Raw genomic sequence first — 20606 nt, 5'->3', positions numbered from 1 at the left:
GGAGACTGTTTTGGCCTGGTTCTGGTGCGCGGGAGGCCGGCAGCGACTACGGAGTTAACTGACGCGGCGGTAGCGGATGTGGGTGGCCAGCGGTGAGTGAAGCACCTCTGCCGGTTCGAAGCCGAAGGATTCAACGCCGTCGAAGATACGCTCGCCCGAACCGAGCAGGACCGGTGCGATGTCGAGGGTGAGCTCGTCGATCACGCCGGCGAGCAGTGCCTGTCGGACGGTCGAGGCCCCGCCGGCGATGTCCACGCCCTTGTCCCCGGCTGCCTGGCACGCGGCGGCGTAGGCCGCGTCGAAGCCCTCGGTGACAAAGTGGAAGGTGGTCCCGCCGTCCAGCTGGATCGGGTCATGTGCATGATGGGTCAGCACGAACACCGGCGCGTGGTACGGCGGTTCGGCTCCCCACCACCCAGTCCATTCCTCATCCCAGTCCCCGCGGATCGGGCCGAACATGTTCCGGCCCATCACATAGGCGCCGCGCGGGCGCATGAGCCAGTCGGTCGCGACCTTGTCGGCATCGTTGGCCCGCGGGTCGCCGATGTGCCAGCCGTGCAGCTCCAGCCCCCGCTTGCCCAGAGGGTTTTCGCGGCTCTGGTCCGGCCCGGCGACGAAGCCGTCCAGCGAGATCGACATGTGGCAGGTGGTGTCCGGCACCGCGTACCTCCTGAGTGATTGCGCCTTGCATGGTCATGGGGATTCTCGGGAGCTTAGCACGTGATGGCATCCTCGCCCACCGCCTCCGGCGGTTGCTCGCCGGCGGTCTCCTCACCCGGGCTCAGGGCCGTGTTGCTGGCTGACGGGGAGCCGGTTACGAGGGCCAGTGCGGGCGGATGTTGGCGGCGGTGGGGGACCGGCTTGCGGGCAGATCAGCTGGAGGGGGCAGGCGGGTCAGGGCGGGCCAGGTCGGCCTGGATCGCGCGGATGATCGAGGCGAGGATTCCGGACGCGAGAAGTCCCGGCCCCAGCGGACCGGCGGCATTCGCACCCAGCGGTGGCAGGCGCCGGAGCGCGGACCGGGCCTCGGCGCTCATGTGCTCGAGTTGCCAGTGGATCTCGTCGTCGACCGTCTGGGGGCGATCGGGCGCCGCCAGGCCGGCCGCTTTCGCGGCATACGCGGCTGCCCCCAGGGCGTGCGCTCCCATGTGGGCGACGGCGGCGGCTTGCGTGGCAGACCGGGCGGCAGCCACCGCAGCAGGGCTAGTCACCTCGCGTGCGGCACGGCCGGCCACAAACCGCCGGCGGATCTCTTCGGCGGCACTGAGCTCACCGCGGGCGAAGGCCCGGGCCCGGGCGATGGCGTCGCGGGGGCGATCATCTGCCGGCGCCTCGGCCTCGAATATGGCCACGACCCGCTCGGCGCAGTCTGCGGCCCAGGTCGCGACGACGCGGCGCTGGGGCTCGCTTAGCGTCTGCGGAGAAGCCATATCAGCACCATACACACGTCTGCAGATCACTTATTGGACGGCCGCCCCTCGGGCACATAAGTCCCGGCCGGCCGCGGCCCCTGCAACGCGGCCGGGGAAGCGTCCTGGGGTGCCCCATAGGGCCGCAAAAGGCCGCCGCTTACCGCAGGGGTGCACACGGCGATCCGCTGCCGAATGCTGGTGCGGCGACCCGACTGTTAATCCTTCTTCAGTGCCTCGGCGAGCATCACGAGGATGCCGCTGGGACCGCGGACGTAGGTGAGCTTGTAGACGTCCTCGTACGTGGCCACCCCGCGTAGCGGGCGGCAGCCGTGGCGCGCAGCTATCTCAAGGGCTTTGTCGATGTCGTCGACCGAGAAGGCGACGCGGTGCATCCCGATCTCGTTGGGGCGGGTTGGGTTCGACTCGATCGCTTCCGGGTGGATGTACTCGAACAGCTCCAGGCGACCGTGACCGTCTGGTGTCTGGAGCATCGCAATCTTGGCATGGTTGCCGTCGAGTCCGACGGCAGTGTCGGTCCACTCGCCGCTGACCGTGTCACGGCCGACTACGGTGAGGCCGAGGTCGGTGAAAAAGGCGATCGTCGCCTCCAGGTCGCGAACCGCAATGCCGACATTCTCAAGTTTGATGGCCATGGGTCACACGCTATCGAGCCGGACCGAACAGCACCAGAGTGCGGGCTCGATCGAAGAAGCGCTGGAGCAATCAGTTGCAACGGCGGTCGGCCTCTGGCCGCGTCCCAGCGATGACGGCGCGAGATGCTACATTATGTCGGCGTTGGGGCCTGTGGCGTAGGCATGACTGGTCTCCACCATTGCAGCGACCACGTGCAGTTCATTCTCGTCGCGGGGCCCGTAGACCATGACCATGCCTCGAGCCAGCCGGATGCCGGCCAGCGGGTGGGCAACTGCCCAGCCCTTGGCGACTGCGTCCGCGGCCAGTTGGGGCGGCAGGGCCAGGTGGAGGGAGCCGTCATGGGACGGGTGCTGGTGGGCAAACTCCCCAGCCGAGGGGACCAGGAAAGCATCCACGGGAGCACCAGGGTCCGGCTCTATCATCAGGCCCCGCGCGCCTGGAACGGAGATAACGGACTGCGAAGTCGAGACTCCGGGGAGCGAACTGATCCTGGCGAACAATTTTTCCTGAAGGTCCAATGGCGCATTGTCACTGCGCTGTTCCTGCGGGATTGTCCATGACACGGTGGGGCGCTGACCGGCCCTGCTGGGAAGGGTGCCGTCTGGCAGGGCCGACCAGCGTCCGCCGGTGGTGCCTTCGTCTGCTCCGGAGCGAGTCAGGAACGACAGCCGCTCGTGGATCCAGCCCCAGAGTTCTCGGAGCGTCTGTCCGCTGATCTGGTGCCCTCCGGGGTCGCGGCGGGCGTAGGCGGGGGCGGCGGAGTCCGTCAGCAAGTAGTTCCAGGTGCGGTCCAGCAGCTCCGGCGGGATGACTTGGTCCTGGTCGCCCTGAGCGACGAAAACCGGAAGACCCGCCAGCCGGGCGGGCGTGACCGGGACACCGGCGTCGAACGGCAAGGTGCCGTACAGAATAGCCGCTCCGGAGAATCGCTGCGGATCCGCAAGGACCAGCCCGCCAGCGAATGCTGCACCCCCGCTGAAACCGACGAGCACGACCGGCCGGCCTGCCGGGGCGACTGTATCGAGCCAGGTTCGGAACCATTCCATGGATGCCGTCAGCGACTCGGCAACCGGACGGCCGATGCCACGGTTGGCAAACCATGCATAGCCGCCGCCCTCTGCGATCGGTGCCCGGACGGCGGCGTAGGCGGGGCCGGGCGGCAAATGGTCGGCGAGGGCAATGATCTCGCGCTCGCTCGAACCCCGGCCGTGCAACAGCACCACCAGGGGAGCCGCGGGGTCGGACGACCCGGCTGTCGCCGCCACTGCCGAAGTGCCCGGCTGTCGGTCGTCGAGATCGGTGGACTTCTCGGAGATGCGCATGAATGCTCCTGCTCGTGGGTGTTGGACGCAATAGGACTCTCTTGAAGCTTCAACTATTATTGCGCGTTGAGTATTCCCCCGTCGACTGTTGCGAATCAGCGGGGCGTCACATCAGGGTTGGAGGGGCGGGATTCGCTGTGGTTGCAGAGTGCCGACTCGATCTCTGAGGGAAGGCGGCTGGGTAGCGGCACGGGTTGAGTCCAGAGTTGGAGGCGTGGGTAGCCGGCCTCACGGGGTTGGCCCCCGCCGATTCGGGTTCCTTAAGCGGTGGGACTTACGTGGTGACGACGAGTTTTCCGCTGACGCGGTTTTCCTCCATGTCGGTGTGGGCCTGGACGATGTCATCGAGGGCGTAGACCTTGCCGATGGGTGCGGTTGCCGTGCCGTCGCTGACTGCCTGCAGGAATTCCTGGAGCACGCTGCCGGGAAGGTCGGCGGCGCCGCCGGTGTAGGAGGTGAGCCGGACACCCCGCGGAATGTAGTCGATGGGATAGAAATCGGGGACTGTCCACTGGTTTGAGAGCATGCCGGTGAAGCAGACGACGCCGTGGACGCGGGTGGCCCGCAGCGTGTCGGGCAGGGTCGGGGTGCCGACGAGCTCGAGCGCGGCGTCCACGCCGTCGGGAACAATGCGGCGCACGGCGGCGGCGAGGTCGGCGTCGTCGATCAGGACATGGTCGACGCCGATCGAGGCCAGCGCTTCCCGCTTGGTTTCGTCCCGGGTTGATGCCAGGACGGTGAGCCCGTGGCGCTTGGCCAGAATTGCGGCGGCCATGCCGACGGAGGAGGTTCCGCCGCGGATGAGCAGGCTTTGGCCGGGCTGGATGTCGAGGCCGATGGTGAGGGAGCCGTGGGCGGTCTGGAGCATCTCCGGGATGGCGCCGATGACGGACCACGGCAGGTCTGAGTCGAACGGTATGACCTGCCGGGCCGGCACGCTGGTGTACTCGGCGTAGCCGCCGTCGAAGGTGCGGCCCATGCCGCCCATCAGGGTGGCGACCTTCTGCCCGGTGCGGAATTCTCTGCCGGGGGAGTCCGCCACCTCGCCGACGGCTTCGATTCCGGGCACGCGCGGAAATGTGACGCCCTCGGCCAGGCCCAGGCGCGTGTGCAGTTCGGAGCGGTTGAGTCCGAACGCCCGGACCCGGATGAGCACCTGCCCGGGCTGGGGCGTGGGGATGGGCCGTTCCCGGATGACCAGCGCCTCGGCCGGCCCCGGGCCGTCCAGAACAATGGCCCGCATCGTGCGCCCGCTCACTGGCCAGCCGCCTTGGATTCCAGGGCGGGACGCTGGGCGCTGCGAAGCCGGGCCAGGAGCTCGAGCAGGGTGGTGGTCTCCGTCGGACTCAGGGCCGGGGTGAACCAGCTGTCGAGTTCGGCCTCGATCACTGCGCGGCCCCGGGCGACCACCGCCTTCCCTTCTTCCGTAAGGTCAAGGAGGGAGGAGCGCCGGTCGCCCGGGTTCATCTTCCTCGAGCAGTACCCCGCCGCCTCAACACGGTCAACCAGCTTGCTGGCGCCGCCCACCGTGATGGCCAGCGCCGAGGCGATGTCGAACACCCTGCACGTGCCAAGGGACGAAACGACGACCATCGCCTCGAACCTCCCGAGGGGAAGCCCGCACTCCTGGCGCAGGCGGGCGTCAACCGCATCCCATAGCTCTGTTTCAAGCCGGGTCAGCGTGCTGAAGAGAGGATAGAAGTGAGTCTGGTCAGCCCTGGTGTCCATGGATCAAGATTAGCATTTAGCTTCCATGGAAGATACTTCCCTGGATTCTACTCTTCATGCGATCGCCTTGCGGGATCGCCGCAGTTTCTATTCATTGGATGGGCCATCGCACCCGATTGGCTGAATGGGGGATGGTGAGCTTGGCGGTAGGAATCGGTAGGGGGTGACATTACGGGTGGGCCGGAAATGATGCAACGAGGCGGGCGAGCGGCGGAGGCGCATGTCCGGCCGGCAACGCTTCGACCAGCAGTGGCGCGTATCGGATCTTGTTGCCGCTGCGTCCCCCGAAGAACCGTCGCAACTGCGCCGTTGTTGGCCGCTCCCGCAGTGACGGCTGGCGTTGGAGGAGGCGGAACGATGCGAGTTCACCTTGAGCCGCGATGACTTTGAGCACGGCCTCGATCCCCAGACAGCGGATGAATTCGTCCTCCAGGTCGGCGTGACAGACGTGGAACCCAAGCTCGGCCAGCGACCCGGACCCGATACCTGCCCGGCCGAGCGCGCGGGCGATGCCACGGGATTCCCCTGCATCACACAGGCCCAACAACCGGTGGCCTGCCCCATTCGGTCCGTAGCGGTCGAGGAAGTGGACGATGCTGGTCGCGCCTCCCATCGGTACGACCGACACCCGCAAGGCTGCCAGGTCATAGCCAAGGCGAAAGGCCATCGTCTCAACCGCAAGCCGGTCGCTCTCACCTTCGACCAACACCGTCGTCGCCTGCATAGAACTAGTATGCCGAACGCCTTGTCTGGTTATGGGCTCCGGTGCCACAGTGAACCGTGGCCACAGAGGAAGATGTCCGGCAGATCTGCCGTGGACTGCCGGGGGTTAGCGAGCGGACCAGCTGGGGCCAGCCGGCGTGGTTCGGGAAAACGCTGATGGCTCGCATCTGGGAAGTTGGCGTCCTCACGGTGAAAACCGAGGAACGGGAAGCGCTCGCAGGGACCAGCCCCGGTACCTACTATTGGACGCCCCACCACGAACGGTCCCCGGAACTGGTGCTGGTCCGCTTGGAAAGGATCGACGTCGAGGAACTGGACGAGCTGCTGCGGGAGTCGTATCGCTTGGCTGGCGGGGGAGCGGGCCGGTAAGCGCCGCCTACTTCGCAACCAAGGGACTCCGGCCGCCGCGTTCAGAAGGGGTCAGGACTCGGACACGTCGACCAGGACCTTCCCGACGAAGCCTTGTTCTACGGCGTCGTGCGCTGCCGCGGTTTCCTCGAGGCGAAAGCGGGTGAGGGGAAGTCCGTGCTCATCGCCGACACGCAATGCCCCCGCTTTCAGCGCATCGGCGACGGCGGCAACGGCCGCCGCCTTCTGCTGCTCCGTAACGGTGTAGGTGAGGATGAACTGGTACTGGACGTTCTTGCCCATGCTCTCGCGAATGGGAATGGCCAAGGATTCCCCGGGGTTGGCAGCATAAATGGAAATCGTTCCCCCCGGCTTCACCACTTTGAGGTCATTGCCGATGTTCGCCGGAGCGTTGACGTCGACGATCACATCAACGCCTCCGGCGGCTGCCTCATGCACGGCCTGCGGGACGTCTGCAGTGCGATAGTTGATCACACTGTGCGCACCGGCCCGGCGCGCGAGTTCACCTTTCCGCTCCCCGCTCACGGTCGCGATGACGGTTGCCCCCGCCCAGCGGGCGAGCTGGATGGCCGCGTGCCCGACCGCACCCGCGCCCCCGGTGACCAGCACCACCCGCCCTTCCAAGGCGCCCGGCGAAAGCCTGGCCGGGCCGTCCTGGCTGGAGGTCAGTGCGCGATGTGCTGTCAGTGCCGGGATCCCCAGGGATGCACCCGTGTCGAAGGATTCCGTGGCTGGAAGGGCAACGGCCTGCGCGGCCGGCACCACCACGTACTCCTGGGCCGTGCCCTCGGTGCCGCCCCAAGCGACGTCCCAGAGCCACACGCGATCGCCGGCGGTCAGCCCCGTCACGCCGGATCCAAGCTCGTCGATAACACCGGCGCCATCCTGGTTGGGTACTTTTGGTGCCTCCAGCATGCTTCCGGTTCCGCTGGCGGCCCTGGCCTTCCAGTCGGTGGGATTGACGCCGGAGACCACCACCCGGACTCTGACCTGGCCCGGTCCCGGTGCCGGCAGTGGCCTGTCCCGGAGGGTCATCACGGACGAGGGACCTGTCATTTCGTACACGATGGCCTTCACAGTTACTCCGCTTCTTCGGCTTTCATAGGGGGAGGGATGAGAGCGCCGTGAGAACCTGTGGTTCTCCTGTCGCCATGACGGCCCGGATACCTCTGGCGTCTATTGCGGCGCTTGATCCCAAGCTAACGCTAAAGGGAAATGGGCGGATCAGGTCAAATGGTCGAAGTCGCCGCGCGCCCAAGCAGCGTGCCGTTGTGCGGAATCGTGCAGGATCGCCTTGGCTCCGGACGCGATTACATTGTTGAAGTTGCCGTAGATTCGGTCGAACGTGAGCTCTCCCAGTTGCGCGGCGATTCGCAACGCCACCGCGCCGGATAACGGTACGTGGTTCGGGTAGCTGCGCATGAAGGCGATGGAGCGACGGTCGGGATTCGGATACACGCTGTCACCGGTCAGCAGAACACCTTTGCCGCCGGACCCTGCAGCCCAGTGCACCACCGCGCTGCCCGGGAAATGGCCTCCGGTCTGATGCAGGGTCAGCCCTCCGGCGATGGTTCGAATGCCGGACCAGTATTCGATGATCGGATCTTTGCGCCCCAGCCATCGCCGGTCTGCCTCCGCCACGAGTACGGGGACGCCGCCGAGCCGACGCGACCATTCGACCTGCACACCAAACATGTGTGGATGGCTGGCGGCGACCGCCAGGACCGGGCCTCGCTCGAGCACTGCCTTCACAGCACTGTCGTCGACATAACCGACCGGATCCCACAACAGCGAACCCTCGCGTGTCGCCACAAGCTGAGCGGTCTGGCCGATCCCGACTCTTGGCTCTGTCCGGATCCCGACAAGTCCCGGCTCATTCTCCTCCAACACCGTTTGTTGGCCCTCCTGCGGCAGCCCGTCCAGTGTGAGCCACTTTTGTCCGTCCTCGGGTACATACTGCCGCTCGTCGGTGCAGATCGGGCAGACCCCCGGCGTAGGTTCGTCGCGTTCGACGGCGCAGGTTGCGCAGATCAGCATGGTGGGTCCCTTCTACGGTCTGGTGTCCTGCTCCTCTTGCCCACCGTAAGGGTGCCGTACGTCGTCGGGAAGCCGATGCCGCAATTCGAGTATGCGTCGAATTGGGTGTCAGGAGTGTCGGGACATATTCAACGCACCGCCGGGGACAACAGGGCGGCTATGACGTTCACCGCATACCAGCCCAATGCCCCAAGTGCTCCCAGCACGGCAATGGAAACTACCCAAAACAGGGCAGAGAGTTTCGGCCTCGGGTTTTCATCCATAACAACCACCCCGCATTCAATTGGGACACCTTCGGACCGAATCCTGCCTGAACCCCCTTGCGGAAAGCTTGGATTCGGGACGAGGCCTCCAGCGGGCAGCTGGCCCGGGGCAGAGGTCACCCCAGCCGCCCGTCCGTGGGCAACGCTGCCCGGAGTGCTCACAGTCCGTTCACAGCGGCACGACAGAGCGTCGACAGTCCGGGGTTTGAGGATGGGGACACGGCTTCGTAATCCGCGGGGCGGCAACCCCTGCGGAGCGCGATCATGAGGCGTGAGGTCACCACAGGCAATATCGAAGAGATCAGGATGACCCATGAACGAGCACAAACTGCCCACCCTCGGCGAAAACAACGGAACCGGTGCCGGCTTGAAGCCCCGGAAGCGCGTGGGCGCCGGGGTCTATGTTGCCTGCCTGGTGGCTGCGGGCGGTCTCGGTGGGGGAGTGGCGGCCGGAGCGACGTCGATGTGGAAAACCGCCGCGACGGCATCCGGAACTGTGCAATCGACCCAAGTCACGCCGGTGATCGTCAACAATACCGGGAGCATCAGTGCGGTGACGGCTGCCGCGCAGAAGGGGAACTGTCACTAACGGCATCGTTTCCGCGGCGAACCGCACCATTGAGACAGCGTCCTCGGACACGTCCGCCGTGCCGAACGGCTCCGCCAGCGCAGCGCAGGACACCATCAGCACTAACGTCATCCAAACGGATGCGGCCATAAACCCGGGAAACTCCGGCGCCCCCCTGGTGAACGCGAAGGGAGAGATCATCGGAGTCAATGTGGCCATCGCCTCCGCCGGAACCACGTCTTCCTCCTCAGCCCAGGCAGGCAACATCGGGGTCGGCTTCTCCATTCCGGTCAACGACGCGAAACGAGTCGCCCAGGAGATCATCGCTGCCGGCACGGCCACGCACGGACAGCTGGGCGTCTCGGTCCGGGACAATGCCTCGGCAGCCTCTTCAGAGTTCGCGGCCGGAGCAGAGGTATTCTCCGTGACCCCGGGCTCCGCAGCGGACAAGTCCGGTTGAAGGCCGGCGACGTGATCACCGGACTGGGCGGGCGTAGTGTCACCGATGCCTCCGAGCTCACGGCGGCTGCGCGGGAACAGGCTGCGGGGGCCACAGTCAAGATCACCTATGTCCGCGGCAGCCAGGAGCAAAGCACCGACGTCACCCTCGGCGCGGCCACGGCTGGCTGACGAAGAAGGCCACCGGCCTCACGCCCTTGCAGCCACCACGAGGCACGCTTAGGATGGCGGGGCCGGGGCGGCCTGGACGGCGATAGACCTATCCGGCCGCTAATGGACAGAGATCCCCTTGGAGGTCCGACGTGAGCGAGCGGGAAGACTTCATGGCCTGGGTTGGGTCGCGCCTCAAGGACGCCGAGACTGCCCTGCATAACGGAGACGCCGCGCCGCGGTTCGCCATCTGGTCACGAAGAGAGCCCGTTACCGTGCTCGGCGCGTGGATGTCCGGGAGCGGTACCGAGGACGTGGGGAACATCTTCCGTCAGCTGGAAGCATCCTTCTCGGAATGCACGTCATACACGCACGAAGTGATTGCTGCCGACGTGATCGGGGACATGGCCTACACCGTTGGTTACGAGCATACGAGCGCCTCGGTGAACGGGGAGCCCAGAGACTACACACTGCGTGTGACCCAGGTCTACCGTCGCGAGGATGGCGAATGGAAGGTCGCCCATCGCCACGCAGACACCCTGGCGCAGCCGGACAAACCGCAGGACGCCTGAGCCCCGTCCTTGACGTCAGGACCCGGTGGTCAGGAGCCAGTGCGTCCCGGCCACTCTTTGCCGGCCCAGGGGTCGTAGTCGGCGATGAGCTCTTCCTGGGGCGGACGCTCCTTGTCCGGGACATGCTGAAGATTCACCCGGACCCGGTACCAGAGCGAACTCGATCCCCGCATTCCATCGACGAGTATGTCGGCGGGGTGCAGGGTTGAGACGAGGCCCGGATACCGGGCCTTCCATTCCTCGAGCGCCGCGAGCGCCTCGGGCTTGGTCTTGGTCCGCGCCACCTCGATGAGCGGCATGACCGACTGCCGGCGGCCCAGTCCGTCGCCGCCCCGCGGCGGCTTTTCGGCGGGGCCGAGCTCGGCAGCCAGGGTGATGAGCCTGTCGAGTGTCCCTACCGCGTCGTCGATCCCGGCGTGGGGGTCGCCCACCGCCGTGAAGCGCTCAAGCACCGTGGGCACCGTGAATTGCTCCGGCCGGGTGGAGGTAACCTCGTCCCACGTCAGCGGAGTCGAGACCCGGGCGTCGGGCAGGGGCCGGATCGAGTACGCCGATGCCACGGTGCGGTCCTTGGCGTTCTGGTTGAAGTCGACGAAAACGCTCTCGCCGCGCTCCTCCTTCCACCACCGCGCGGTGGCGAGGCCCGGAGCGCGGTTCTCGACCTCGCGGGCGAGGGTCTCGGCGGCGAGCCGCACGTCGCGGTACGACCACCGGGGCGCGATGCGCACGAGGATGTGGAGTCCCCGCGAACCGCTCGTCTTCGGCCACCCCACCAGTCCGACGTCGTCGAGCACCTCCCGCGCGACATAGGCGACGTCGACGATCTGCGCCCAGTCGACCCCCGGCATCGGGTCGAGGTCGACCCGGAGCTCGTCGGGGTGCTCGAGGTCTTCGGCACGCACGGGGTGCGGGTTGAGGTCCAAGCATCCAAGATTCACCACCCACGCCAGGCCCGCAGCATCCCGGATGACGGCCTCTTCAGCTGATGTGCCGGACGCGTAGTGCAGCGTTGCCGTGCCGATAAAGTCGGGGTGGTTTTCAGGCACGCGCTTCTGGAAGAACGGCTCAGCGCCGATCCCCTTCGGGAAGCGCTTGAGCACCATGGGACGGCCGCCTGCGCCCCGCAGTGCACCGTCGGCGACTGTGAGGTAGTAGCGGACCAGGTCGAGCTTGGTCAGCCCGGGTTCAGGGAACACGACCTTGTCCGGACTCGAGATGCGAACCTCGTTGCCGGCGATGTTCAGGATCTCGGCGGGGGTCTTCGACGAGTTCATTCCGCCACGCTAGTTCCGGACGGCTGCGCTTGGGAATAGCATTCCGGCATGGACGCCAAGTTATTCGCTTATCTCAGCTACGGTGACGCGCCCGCAGCCCTGGACTGGCTTCAGGCAGTGGGATTTGACGTTGTTCAGCGGCAGGACGGCCCCGCAGGGACAGTGCTGCACGCCGAGATTTCCATGGGGGAGGCGGTGCTGATGGTGGCAAGCAGCGATGCCGCCTACCAGCGGCCGCCACTTATCGGTCAGTCGACCGGCCAGGGACTGTATCTTCTGGTCGACGACGTCGACGCATTTCATCAGAGGGCCCTCGCGGCGGGCGGAACCTCAGTGATCGAGCCCGAAGACACCCAATGGGGCGCCCGGCGCTGCCGGGTGCTCGACCCCCAAGGACAGGAGTGGAGCGCCAGCACCTACGAGCCCGGAATCGTCTCGTGATACGTCCTTTGCTTGCCCAAGGCAGGGGCTTTAAGTGCCCTCCTCGGTCCCGGTGTCGAAGGGTTTGCCCGCGGCCGGCGGCTCGCCCGCCGCGAGCCGGTCCGACTCCCGGGCGCCAACAACGGACTGGGCGCCACCTGATCCGGCTTCGGCGGGTGAGGGTCCCGGCGGCACAGAGCCGGATGTCTGTACGGAGTCCGTCACGGTCCGCTGGCCCTCGGTCATGGCGGGGTCGTTGAACACCTGTTCCACGGGCGCCTCGCCTGTCTTTGCCCGTTCCGGATGCGAGTGATCCCCCTGCGCCTGGGTGCCCGACTCCGCGACGTCGACAGCCTCTCCCACATCTGCGCCGCTGCGGGAGTCATCGGTCTGGGCGGTGGCACCTGGCGAGGCACCAGTGGCCTCCGATTCAGCGTCGTGGCCACCTCGCGGCTCAGCCAGCGGCTTGTCGTCGCGCACACCTGTCTTGGCCTCGCGCAGGGGATCTACAGTACCGCCCGTACCGTAGTCGCCCGCAGCGTACTGACCGATTTCCGACCCTGCAGTGCGTCCAGGAGCCGTACCAGCGCCGCCATAGTCGGCCGCTACGTAGCGCCCGGATTCTTTGGCGTGCTCGCCCAAAGGTTCGGGCAGGCCGCCCTCCCTGCCGGCCGCCCCGTAATCGCCCTGGACGTATTGGCCTTCCTCGTCCTCCGCGTGCCGACCTCTCTGCACACCAGCCTTGCCATAGGTCCCCTTGACGTACCGGCCCCGGAGCTCCTGATCTTCTGGTTTCCTGTCCGCGGGCGCGTGATCCGCGGGCAATTCGGAGTCGCTGCGGTCTGTCATGATCCTGCCCTCCAGAGACGAATCCATGCGTCGAATCCGGCGCAATTCAAGTCTAGTCAGGGCTGCTGCACCGCGACAGAGGGCAGTGGCGGCCGTCCGCCTGGGGTAGCCAGGGGGTCAGGTGTGGGCAGCGGGAGCGGTGGTGCTCCGAACGACGAGGCGCGGGGCCAGCACTTCGGTGCGTGGCGGCAGAGAGGGGTCGGCGATGCGGGCGAGGAGAAACTCCGCGGCGCGGATGCCTACGTCCCGGCTGACGGGGTCGACGGTGGTCAGGGAGACGTGACGGATCCCGGCGAGATAGGTGTTGTCGTATCCGACCAGTGAGAGTTGCGCCGGGACGCTGAAGCCATGCTCGTCGGCGGCCGAGAGCGCCCCGACGGCGAGGATGTCATTAGCGGCGAAGACCGCTGAGGGGGGTAGTCCGCTGTCGATAAGGCGGCTCATTGCCTCAAAGCCGGAATGTTCACTCAAGTCCGTGGCTATCACCCGGATGTAGTCCTGCAAGCCGTGGCGGGTCATCGTGTCCCTGTAGGCGTCGGCCCGCACGGCAGCGGACCCGGTGGGAGCGGTGAGGAACGCAATGTCGCTGTGGCCAAGACCAATCAGGTGTTCTACGGCCATCCGGGCGCCGGCGGCGTCGTCGTTGGTGACGCGGTCCGCTGCCGGAAGGTCGAAGGCGCGCGTGCCGGCGACGACGGATGGCGTGTGCAGTGTGGCGCGTATGAGGTCGTCATCGGCGTTGAAGTCTCCGGCGATGACGAGGCCGTCGACGCGCAGTTCCATGAAGGCGGACACCGGGCTTTCCCCCGGGCGGGCCAGATAGCGGGGATCGCCGAGGACCATCCAAAGGTTCTGCTCCCGGAAGATGTTCTGCATGCCGTCGAGGAGCTCCACGAACCAGGGATTGGCGAGGTCGTCCAGCAGGACTCCCACTGTTTGCGTGCGTCCGCTGGCGAGCGAGCGGGCCGCATTGCTGGGCCTGTAGTCGAGTGCGGCAGAATTGGGAGCGTTCCCGGGAGTGTGCTGGATCACGCGCCTTCAACGTTAGAGCGCTCTAACAGTGGCGTCAATAGTTTGTATTGACATACGCTCAAAGTATCCACGGGCGCCCCGGGGCGATGACCGGGGACTCCTCACTCCCGTTGTCACGGGTCCCGGATTGCCGGGCCGCATCCCCGCTCCGCTGGGGGATTATGGGTCCCGGCTGGATCGCGGAGCGCTTCACGGAATCCGTCCAGGTGCCGCTCGCCGAATCCATCCGGACCATGGCCGTCGCCGACGCCGTCAGGAACCAGCTCGGAATCTTTTCCCCGGCGAAGCCATTGGAAGCCCCTGATCCAGGGCCTCCGAATCAGAGTTCGGGTGCCTTCGCGGCTTTGATGGCGGCCTTGGCGGCCTGCTTGCTGGCACGCACTTTCTTCAGCGACTCGGGGTCCACGATGTCAGCGACGGAAAGAAAGGCGCTCTCCTGGCCATAGGGGCCAGCAGCCTCACGCCAGCCTGGCGCCTGCAGTCCGCACTGCTTGCCGAGCAGTGCAAGGAAGATCTTTGCTTTTTGCTCTCCGAAACCCGGCAAACCCTTCAATCTGCGCAGCACCTCCTGGCCGTCCGGGTCGTCCTGGTTCCAGATGGCAGTTGCGTCCCCATCCCAATCGCGCTGGACGGTCGCGGCGAGGTCCTGGACACGGCCGGCCATGGAGCTAGGGAAGCGGTGGATGGATGGACGCTCCTTGAAGATCTCAACGAAGCCTGCCTGGTCATATTCGGCGATTGCGGCAGGGTCCATTGACCCGATGCGCGTCCGGATCTTTTCGGGGCCGGCAAACGCAGACTCCATGGTCACCTGCTGGTCAAGCAGCATGCCAACGAGGAGTGCGAACGCGTCATTGCTGAGCAGTTGGTCGGCGGCGGGGTCGCCCGTGATGTGCAGTTCCATGCGCCCATCCTCCCACCAGCTCCGTGCCGCGTCATGGCACCGGCCCGAATCTGCCGTGCCGCGACCGGCGGCATTGCTGACGCTGTGGCCGGTATCCTTGAAAGATGAGCGGCACAGCGCATTCAACCGTCACCTTTGATGACCGCTTCGCCCGGGACTTCCAGGAGATGTCCATTCCCTGGCGCGCGGAGGAAGCGCCCGACCCGAACCTCTTGGTGCTCAACGAGCACCTCGCCACCGAGCTGGGCCTCGACCCGGCCTTTCTCCGGAGTCCTGAGGGTCTGCGTCTGCTGACCGGCAACGCCATCCCTGCCCAAGCCAGTCCGGTGGCGCAGGCCTACGCCGGCCACCAGTTTGGCTGGTACGCGCCCCGCCTCGGCGACGGTCGCGCACTCCTGCTGGGCGAGATCGGGCACGCGGACGGGCAGCCCCGCGACATCCACCTCAAGGGATCAGGCCGCACGCCGTTTGCCCGCAACGGGGACGGCCAGGCGGCGGTCGGTCCCATGCTGCGCGAATACATCGTGAGCGAATCGATGCACGCGCTGCAGATCCCCACGACCCGTTCCCTCGCCGTCGTCGCGACGGGACGGTCGGTGCAGCGCGAGACGCTCCTGCCCGGCGCCATTCTGACCCGGGTTGCCAGCAGCCACCTGCGCGTGGGCAGCTTCCAGTACGCCCGGTCTACGGGCGACATCGGCCTCCTTCGCCGCCTCGCCGACTACGCACTGACCCGTCACCACCACGACGCCGCGCAGGCCGGGAACCGATATCTCGCACTCTTCCAAGGGGTCATAGCCGCCCAGGCTTCGCTGGTGGCCCGGTGGATGCTCGTGGGATTCGTTCACGGGGTCATGAACACCGACAACATGACGATCTCGGGCGAAACGATCGACTACGGCCCGTGTGCCTTCATGGAAGGCTTCGATCCGGCCGCCGTCTACAGTTCGATCGACGAGAGCGGGCGCTACGCCTACCGCAATCAGCCGGTGGTGGCGGAGTGGAATCTTGCCCGGCTCGCGGAGTCGCTCCTGCCCCTGCTCCACGAGGACGAGGAGCAGGCGGTGGAGCTCGCGGTGGGGGCACTCGGCGAATTCCGCCGGCAGTACAGTGAAGCCTGGTCGGCAGGCATGAAGGCCAAGCTGGGGTTCCGTGACGGGCTCGACGACGACGTGACCTCGCCTCTTGTGGACGAAATTGTGGCTTTGATGCAGGAGTCACAGGCCGACTACACATCGTTTTTCCGGCACCTCGGCCAGGCCGCCCGCGGCCGTGCCGAAGCCGCGCGGGGCCAGGTCCTGGACACTGCATCTTTCGATGCCTGGGTAGGGCGCTGGCGTGCCCTGGCGCCGGATGCTGACGCCATGGACCGGGTCAACCCGGTCTACATTCCGCGGAACCACCTGGTGGAGGAGGCCCTGGCGGCCGCTACCGTCGGAAACCTGGATGAGCTGGCACGGCTGCTGGAGGCCGTCACCTCCCCTTTCGACGAGCGGTCCGGCCTCGAGCGCTACGCCGAACCCGCCCCGGAGAGCTTCGGCCCGTACCGGACCTTCTGCGGAACCTGAGGGGAGCTGAGCATGGATACTGAATTCGCCGAGGTCGTCGACCATGACGTCACCACCATCACCTGCGTATGCGGCAATACCGTCAGCAGCGAGGGATTGATTCAGGCCAACTCACAGGGCATGCCCGTCCACATTGGCGGAAACGTTCCCGTGCCCGCGGGGCTGGCTACGTGGCCTGAGGACGAGGATCTCTACACCTTGTGTTCCTCTTGCGGCCGTGTTTACCATGACGCGGTCATCGAAGAGACGGGGACCGCGCCCGTTGCTTTCCGGATCGATGTCACCGCCGGACCGGTTGCAGAGGCGATCCGGGTCCACTGGGACCTCAACACGTAGCACCGTGGCTGTGTCCGGGATCAGTGGGCCCTACACGGTGTCCGGCCGCTGATCTCCCTTGTGGCTCCGCAGATTCTCCTGCACCTTGCCGAACAAATCCTTGATGGTCGTCTCCGTATTGGTGAGCATGTCCGGCTGGACGTAGACCAGTTGGGCGGGAGGCAGGCTGTAGTGGGACGCCAGGCCGGCCGTACCGTCCACCCCTGCCAGCGCGATGGTCACGCCACCCTCCTTGCGCGCAATGGCGCCAATCCGGCCGAAGACCACGGTAAATTCGTCCGGCTGGAAGCTCACGGTCAGTCCGACGTGAGTCCGGTTGAGGTCACTTGCGGCGACGGCCTTCTCGTTCCCGGTCCCTGCATAGTTCATGTCGATCTCCCGGATAGTTGGTGGCGTTGTAATCGAGCAGTCTACGTCTGTGACCGGCGACCGGGTAGGGACCCGCCGGAGGCCCGATACCGGACCGGTCCGGGCGTGGGGGAGAATGCGTTCATGACCAAAGACGATCTTCGGCCTGTCTACTTCCTTTCGGACAGCACCGGCATCACCGCCGAAACGCTCGGCAACACCTTGCTGACGCAGTTCCCCGCCAACCACTTTGACCGCATCACCGTCCCGTTCATCACCACGGTCGAACAGGCCAGGACGGTGGTCGGCACGATCGATAAACTGGCCGCCACGGGCCTGCAGCCAATTGTCTTTTCCACCGCGGTGAGCAGCGAGATCCGTCAGGTCCTGGGTACATGCCAGGGGATCATCGTGGATCTCATCGGAACTCATGTCGGACAGCTGGAGCAGGCCCTCGGTTCCCCGGCCAGCGGCGAACCCGGCAGGGCCCACGGCCTGGGCAATGCGGAGCGGTATCAATCCCGGATGGCCGCCGTCGAATACGCCATGGAACACGACGACGGCCAAAGCCTGCGGGCGCTCGAAAAGGCCCAAGTCATCCTGGTGGCGCCGTCCCGCTGCGGAAAGACGCCAACCACCATGTACTTGGCCCTGCAGCACGGCATCTTCGCCGCGAACTTCCCGCTGGTGGACGAAGACTTTGAACGGGAAGGGCTCCCCAAGCCGCTGAGGCCTTTCGTTGAGAAGTGTTTCGGGCTCTCCTCCAACCCCTTGCGCCTGAGCCAAATCCGCACCGAACGGCGCCGGGGTTCACCCTACGCGTCGCTGCGGCAGTGCGGCTTCGAGCTGCGCAGCGCCGAGCAGCTGTACGTCTCCCATAGGATTCCGTACCTGAATTCGGCCACGGTGTCCGTCGAGGAGATGGCGGCAACCATCCTGCAGCGGATGAACCTCAAGCATTAGGGAAAAATTTCACAAACTCAGTGTGGCGCACGTCATGTGGAAAGTGTGCTGGAGACCTGTCACTGTGGACAGGACTTGCGCCCATCAACCGGCCATCGCCGCAAGCGGGGCGTCGCACTTGCATGCCATCATCTGCAAAGGAGCAGTAACTATGACGACAGACATCCTGTGGTTCTCAGAACTCGGACTCAAGGACCTGGACCGGGTGGGCGGAAAGAACGCCTCCCTCGGTGAGATGGTGCAGAACCTGACCTCCGCCGGCGTCCAGGTCCCCGACGGCTTCGCCACCACCGCGGATGCCTACCGCAACTTCCTGGCGGAGTCGGGCCTGGACCAGAAGATCGCCGACCGGCTGGTCGGCCTGGACACCGATGACGTCACCGCCCTGGCAGCCGCCGGGCAGGAGATCCGGGCCCTCATGCGCGAGACGCCCTTCCTGCCTGACTTCGAAGCGCAGATCCGGAACTCCTACCAGCAGCTGGTGGACAAGCACGGCGGCTCGGAGGACCTGTCCTGGGCCGTCCGTTCCAGCGCGACCGCGGAAGACCTCCCCGATGCCTCCTTCGCCGGGCAGCAGGAAACCTTCCTGAACGTCCGCGGCATCGAGAACATCCTGCTCGCCATCAAGGACGTGTTCGCGTCCCTCTACAACGACCGGGCGATCGCCTACCGGGTGCACCACAAGTTCGAGCACGCCGAGGTGGCGCTCTCGGCCGGGATCCAGCGCATGGTGCGCTCCGACGTCGGCGCCTCCGGCGTCATGTTCACCATGGACACAGAGTCCGGGTTCCAGGACGCCGTGTTCGTCACGTCCTCCTACGGCCTCGGTGAGGCGGTCGTCCAGGGCGCCGTCAACCCCGACGAGTTTTACGTCTACAAGCCCGCACTGCAGGCCGGCCGGCCCGCCATCCTCAAACGCGGACTGGGCGAGAAAGCCCTGCAGATGACCTACACGAGCAGCCGCGAAATCGGCCGCACCATCGACTTCGTGCCGGTCGAGGCGTCCCTGCGGAACCAGTTCAGCCTCACTGACGACGACGTCGAGCAGCTCGCCCGGCACGCCGTCGCCATCGAGAACCACTACGGCCGCCCCATGGACATCGAATGGGGCAAAGACGGGATCGACGGCGGCCTGTACATCCTGCAGGCGCGCCCGGAGACCGTGCAGTCCCGCCGTGCTTCCGGCAGCTTGAGCCGGTTCCGGCTCAACGGGACCGGCCGCGTGCTGGTCGAGGGCCGCGCCATTGGCCAGCGCATTGGCGCCGGCAGCGTCCGCATCCTCACGGCGATCGATCAGATGGCCGCCTTCAAAACCGGTGATGTCCTCGTCGCCGACATGACCGACCCGGACTGGGAACCGATCATGAAGCGTGCCTCCGCCATCGTGACCAACCGCGGCGGCCGCACATGCCACGCCGCCATCATCGCCCGGGAACTGGGGATTCCCGCCGTCGTCGGCACCGGGGACGCCACCGATGCCCTCTCCGACGGCCTCGACGTGACCGTGTCCTGCGCCGACGGCGAAACCGGCGTGATCTACGAAGGGCTCCTGGACTTCAGCGTCGAGCAAACCGAGATCACCCAGCTGCCCGAGGCTCCCGTCAAGGTCATGATGAATGTCGGCACCCCGGAGCAGGCCTTCACGTTCGCGCAGCTGCCCAACCACGGAGTTGGCCTGGCCCGGCTCGAATTCATCATCAACCGCCAGATCGGCATCCACCCCAAGGCCCTGCTGAACCTGGACGAGCAGCCGGCGGATGTCGCAGCGGAAATCCGTGAGCGCATCGCCGCGTACGAGAGTCCGCGCGACTACTACATCAAGCGCCTGGCCGAAGGCGTGTCCACCATCGCGGCGGCCTTCGCCCCGGAACCCGTGATTGTGCGCATGTCCGACTTCAAGTCCAACGAGTACGCCAACCTGATCGGCGGACCCGCCTACGAGCCGCACGAAGAGAACCCGATGATCGGCTTCCGCGGCGCCTCCCGCTACCTGGAGCCGTCCTTCCGGGACTGCTTCGACCTCGAGTGCGAGGCCTTGTCCTTCGTCCGCAACGAGATGGGGCTGACAAACGTCAAGCTGATGATCCCGTTCGTGCGGACCCTGGACGAGGCCCGCGGCGTCATTGAACTGCTGGGGGAGAACGGCCTCACCCGCGGCGAGAACGGCCTCGAGGTGATCATGATGTGTGAGATCCCGTCCAACGCGCTGCTCGCCGACGAGTTCCTGGACTACTTCGACGGGTTCTCCATTGGCTCCAACGACATGACCCAGCTGGCCCTCGGCCTGGACCGGGACTCCGCGATTGTCTCGGGCGGCTTCGATGAACGCGATCCGGCCGTCAAAAAGCTCCTGAGCATGGCCATCAAGGCCTGCAAGGCGCGCGGCAAATATGTCGGCATCTGCGGACAGGGTCCCAGCGACCATGCGGACTTCGCCGAATGGCTGGTCGAGGAAGGCATCGATTCGGTCTCCTTAAACCCCGACACTGTGGTGGACACCTGGCTCCGGCTCGCCGGCCCGGCAGGCGGCGCCGTCGCCGCTGTGGCAGTCGCCGGGGCGAACTGACCGCCGCCGCACCCGGGTAAAGAGCCCGGGTCAAGACAGACAGATACCGGCCAGGCAGCACGGACTGGGAATTCCGGACCGTGCTGCCT

The 20606-nt window shown here is 66.2% G+C and carries 24 protein-coding genes; 10 read left to right on the top strand and 14 right to left on the bottom strand.

Features of this window, described 5'->3' with window-relative positions:
- Nucleotides 1–54: 54 nt before the first annotated feature.
- The 7 genes from B5X90_RS02230 to B5X90_RS02200 form a co-directional block, all read right to left on the bottom strand.
- Complete coding sequence (locus tag B5X90_RS02230) at nucleotides 55–660, bottom strand: dihydrofolate reductase family protein (RefSeq protein ID WP_079549860.1); 606 nt, start codon at nucleotides 658–660, stop codon at nucleotides 55–57.
- 212 nt (nucleotides 661–872) lie between these two features.
- Entirely contained in the window at nucleotides 873–1430 is a 558-nt protein-coding gene (locus B5X90_RS02225; protein WP_079549859.1) for a putative immunity protein, read from the bottom strand.
- Nucleotides 1431–1627: 197 nt separating this feature from the next.
- On the bottom strand, nucleotides 1628–2065 hold the full coding sequence (locus B5X90_RS02220; RefSeq protein ID WP_079549858.1) for a VOC family protein: 438 nt from the start codon (nucleotides 2063–2065) through the stop codon (nucleotides 1628–1630).
- 126 nt (nucleotides 2066–2191) lie between these two features.
- Entirely contained in the window at nucleotides 2192–3388 is a 1197-nt protein-coding gene (locus B5X90_RS02215) for a luciferase domain-containing protein (protein WP_079549857.1), read from the bottom strand.
- Nucleotides 3389–3662: 274 nt separating this feature from the next.
- Nucleotides 3663–4646, bottom strand: a complete 984-nt coding sequence (locus B5X90_RS02210; RefSeq protein ID WP_256860011.1) for a zinc-binding alcohol dehydrogenase family protein — start codon at nucleotides 4644–4646, stop codon at nucleotides 3663–3665.
- A complete protein-coding gene (locus B5X90_RS02205) occupies nucleotides 4643–5116 on the bottom strand; it encodes a MarR family winged helix-turn-helix transcriptional regulator (protein WP_079549855.1) in 474 nt (157 codons plus the stop codon). The genes B5X90_RS02210 and B5X90_RS02205 overlap by 4 nt, the downstream gene beginning before the upstream one ends.
- 169 nt (nucleotides 5117–5285) lie before the next feature.
- Entirely contained in the window at nucleotides 5286–5840 is a 555-nt protein-coding gene (locus B5X90_RS02200; protein WP_079549854.1) for a TOPRIM nucleotidyl transferase/hydrolase domain-containing protein, read from the bottom strand.
- 56 nt (nucleotides 5841–5896) lie between these two features.
- Here B5X90_RS02200 and B5X90_RS02195 point away from each other — a divergent pair, with 56 nt between their 5' ends.
- Complete coding sequence (locus tag B5X90_RS02195; RefSeq protein WP_079549853.1) at nucleotides 5897–6208, top strand: MmcQ/YjbR family DNA-binding protein; 312 nt, start codon at nucleotides 5897–5899, stop codon at nucleotides 6206–6208.
- Nucleotides 6209–6259: 51 nt separating this feature from the next.
- Here the strand turns inward: B5X90_RS02195 and B5X90_RS02190 are convergent, their stop codons facing one another.
- Complete coding sequence (locus B5X90_RS02190; RefSeq protein WP_079549852.1) at nucleotides 6260–7285, bottom strand: NADPH:quinone reductase; 1026 nt, start codon at nucleotides 7283–7285, stop codon at nucleotides 6260–6262.
- A 147-nt stretch (nucleotides 7286–7432) separates the two neighbouring features.
- Nucleotides 7433–8245 (bottom strand): MBL fold metallo-hydrolase, encoded by an 813-nt coding sequence (locus tag B5X90_RS02185; RefSeq protein ID WP_079549851.1) that lies wholly within the window; start codon nucleotides 8243–8245, stop codon nucleotides 7433–7435.
- Nucleotides 8246–8821: 576 nt separating this feature from the next.
- On the opposite strand from B5X90_RS02185, the gene B5X90_RS02180 reads away from it, so the two are divergent.
- The 4 genes from B5X90_RS02180 (at nucleotide 8822) to B5X90_RS02170 (ending at nucleotide 10257) form a co-directional block, all read left to right on the top strand.
- Nucleotides 8822–9097, top strand: coding sequence for a hypothetical protein (locus tag B5X90_RS02180; protein ID WP_079549850.1), 276 nt, complete (start codon nucleotides 8822–8824; stop codon nucleotides 9095–9097).
- The gene (locus tag B5X90_RS21780; protein WP_179129026.1) at nucleotides 9069–9536 is read left to right on the top strand and encodes a S1C family serine protease; all 468 of its coding nucleotides are present in this window, start codon (nucleotides 9069–9071) and stop codon (nucleotides 9534–9536) included. The genes B5X90_RS02180 and B5X90_RS21780 overlap by 29 nt, the downstream gene beginning before the upstream one ends.
- An 11-nt stretch (nucleotides 9537–9547) precedes the next feature.
- Complete coding sequence (locus tag B5X90_RS21170) at nucleotides 9548–9706, top strand: PDZ domain-containing protein (protein ID WP_179129009.1); 159 nt, start codon at nucleotides 9548–9550, stop codon at nucleotides 9704–9706.
- Between the two features lie 131 nt (nucleotides 9707–9837).
- Complete coding sequence (locus tag B5X90_RS02170) at nucleotides 9838–10257, top strand: nuclear transport factor 2 family protein (RefSeq protein WP_079549849.1); 420 nt, start codon at nucleotides 9838–9840, stop codon at nucleotides 10255–10257.
- Nucleotides 10258–10286: 29 nt separating this feature from the next.
- Here the strand turns inward: B5X90_RS02170 and ligD are convergent, their stop codons facing one another.
- On the bottom strand, nucleotides 10287–11531 hold the full coding sequence (gene ligD, locus B5X90_RS02165; RefSeq protein ID WP_079549848.1) for a non-homologous end-joining DNA ligase: 1245 nt from the start codon (nucleotides 11529–11531) through the stop codon (nucleotides 10287–10289).
- Nucleotides 11532–11579: 48 nt separating this feature from the next.
- On the opposite strand from ligD, the gene B5X90_RS02160 reads away from it, so the two are divergent.
- A complete protein-coding gene (locus B5X90_RS02160) occupies nucleotides 11580–11972 on the top strand; it encodes a VOC family protein (protein ID WP_079549847.1) in 393 nt (130 codons plus the stop codon).
- Between the two features lie 30 nt (nucleotides 11973–12002).
- Here B5X90_RS02160 and B5X90_RS02155 read toward each other — a convergent pair whose 3' ends face one another.
- The 3 genes from B5X90_RS02155 to B5X90_RS02145 all read right to left on the bottom strand — a co-directional run bounded on the left by B5X90_RS02155 (nucleotide 12003) and on the right by B5X90_RS02145 (nucleotide 14736).
- Nucleotides 12003–12827: a hypothetical protein gene (locus B5X90_RS02155; RefSeq protein WP_079549846.1), complete on the bottom strand. Its 825-nt coding sequence runs from the start codon at nucleotides 12825–12827 to the stop codon at nucleotides 12003–12005.
- Nucleotides 12828–12917: 90 nt separating this feature from the next.
- Nucleotides 12918–13832, bottom strand: coding sequence for a LacI family DNA-binding transcriptional regulator (locus B5X90_RS02150; RefSeq protein ID WP_079549845.1), 915 nt, complete (start codon nucleotides 13830–13832; stop codon nucleotides 12918–12920).
- A 319-nt stretch (nucleotides 13833–14151) separates the two neighbouring features.
- Nucleotides 14152–14736 (bottom strand): HhH-GPD-type base excision DNA repair protein, encoded by a 585-nt coding sequence (locus tag B5X90_RS02145; protein ID WP_079549844.1) that lies wholly within the window; start codon nucleotides 14734–14736, stop codon nucleotides 14152–14154.
- A gap of 104 nt (nucleotides 14737–14840) precedes the next feature.
- On the opposite strand from B5X90_RS02145, the gene B5X90_RS02140 reads away from it, so the two are divergent.
- On the top strand, nucleotides 14841–16304 hold the full coding sequence (locus B5X90_RS02140) for a protein adenylyltransferase SelO (RefSeq protein ID WP_079549843.1): 1464 nt from the start codon (nucleotides 14841–14843) through the stop codon (nucleotides 16302–16304).
- Between the two features lie 12 nt (nucleotides 16305–16316).
- The gene (locus B5X90_RS02135) at nucleotides 16317–16640 is read left to right on the top strand and encodes a hypothetical protein (RefSeq protein ID WP_079549842.1); all 324 of its coding nucleotides are present in this window, start codon (nucleotides 16317–16319) and stop codon (nucleotides 16638–16640) included.
- Between the two features lie 30 nt (nucleotides 16641–16670).
- Here B5X90_RS02135 and B5X90_RS02130 read toward each other — a convergent pair whose 3' ends face one another.
- Entirely contained in the window at nucleotides 16671–17009 is a 339-nt protein-coding gene (locus B5X90_RS02130; RefSeq protein WP_079549841.1) for a hypothetical protein, read from the bottom strand.
- Between the two features lie 123 nt (nucleotides 17010–17132).
- On the opposite strand from B5X90_RS02130, the gene B5X90_RS02125 reads away from it, so the two are divergent.
- Nucleotides 17133–17951 (top strand): pyruvate, water dikinase regulatory protein, encoded by an 819-nt coding sequence (locus B5X90_RS02125; protein WP_079549840.1) that lies wholly within the window; start codon nucleotides 17133–17135, stop codon nucleotides 17949–17951.
- A 151-nt stretch (nucleotides 17952–18102) separates the two neighbouring features.
- Nucleotides 18103–20517, top strand: coding sequence for a phosphoenolpyruvate synthase (gene ppsA, locus B5X90_RS02120; protein ID WP_079549839.1), 2415 nt, complete (start codon nucleotides 18103–18105; stop codon nucleotides 20515–20517).
- The last annotated feature ends 89 nt before the right edge of the window (nucleotides 20518–20606 follow it).

The organism is Arthrobacter sp. 49Tsu3.1M3 (assembly GCF_900168135.1).
In the GTDB taxonomy this organism is placed as follows: Bacteria; Actinomycetota; Actinomycetes; order Actinomycetales; family Micrococcaceae; genus Arthrobacter.
This window is presented reverse-complemented; position numbering and strand designations above follow the sequence as displayed.